Raw genomic sequence first — 280 nt, 5'->3', positions numbered from 1 at the left:
AGGCTGACCGAAAGGTCGCCGATCCCTTTGCGAAAGCAAAGGCACACATTGACGTGCTTTCATTTGTTCAGTTTTGATGGAATTTGAGGGGCTATAGCTCAGCTGGGAGAGCGCCTGCCTTGCACGCAGGAGGTCAGGGGTTCGATCCCCCTTGGCTCCACCAATTCTTTTCCATCTAAACATTGATCCTTGAAAACTAGATAACGAAACGAATTTGCGTTTTAGAAATATCCTTTTGATGAAATTAAACTTGGCTTTGCGCCAAAACTAATTTCATCAT

The 280-nt window shown here is 44.6% G+C and carries 1 tRNA gene; it reads left to right on the top strand.

The window, feature by feature from the left end:
• The first annotated feature begins 87 nt into the window (after positions 1–87).
• Positions 88–163 (top strand) — tRNA-Ala (locus CHH67_RS25855).
• Positions 164–280 lie beyond the last annotated feature (117 nt).

It is taken from the genome of Paenibacillus campinasensis, from assembly GCF_002272015.1.
Lineage (GTDB): Bacteria > Bacillota > Bacilli > Paenibacillales > Paenibacillaceae > Paenibacillus_AQ > Paenibacillus_AQ campinasensis.
Note: the sequence above shows the minus strand (reverse complement) of the source record. Positions and strands in the feature narration are given on the sequence as shown.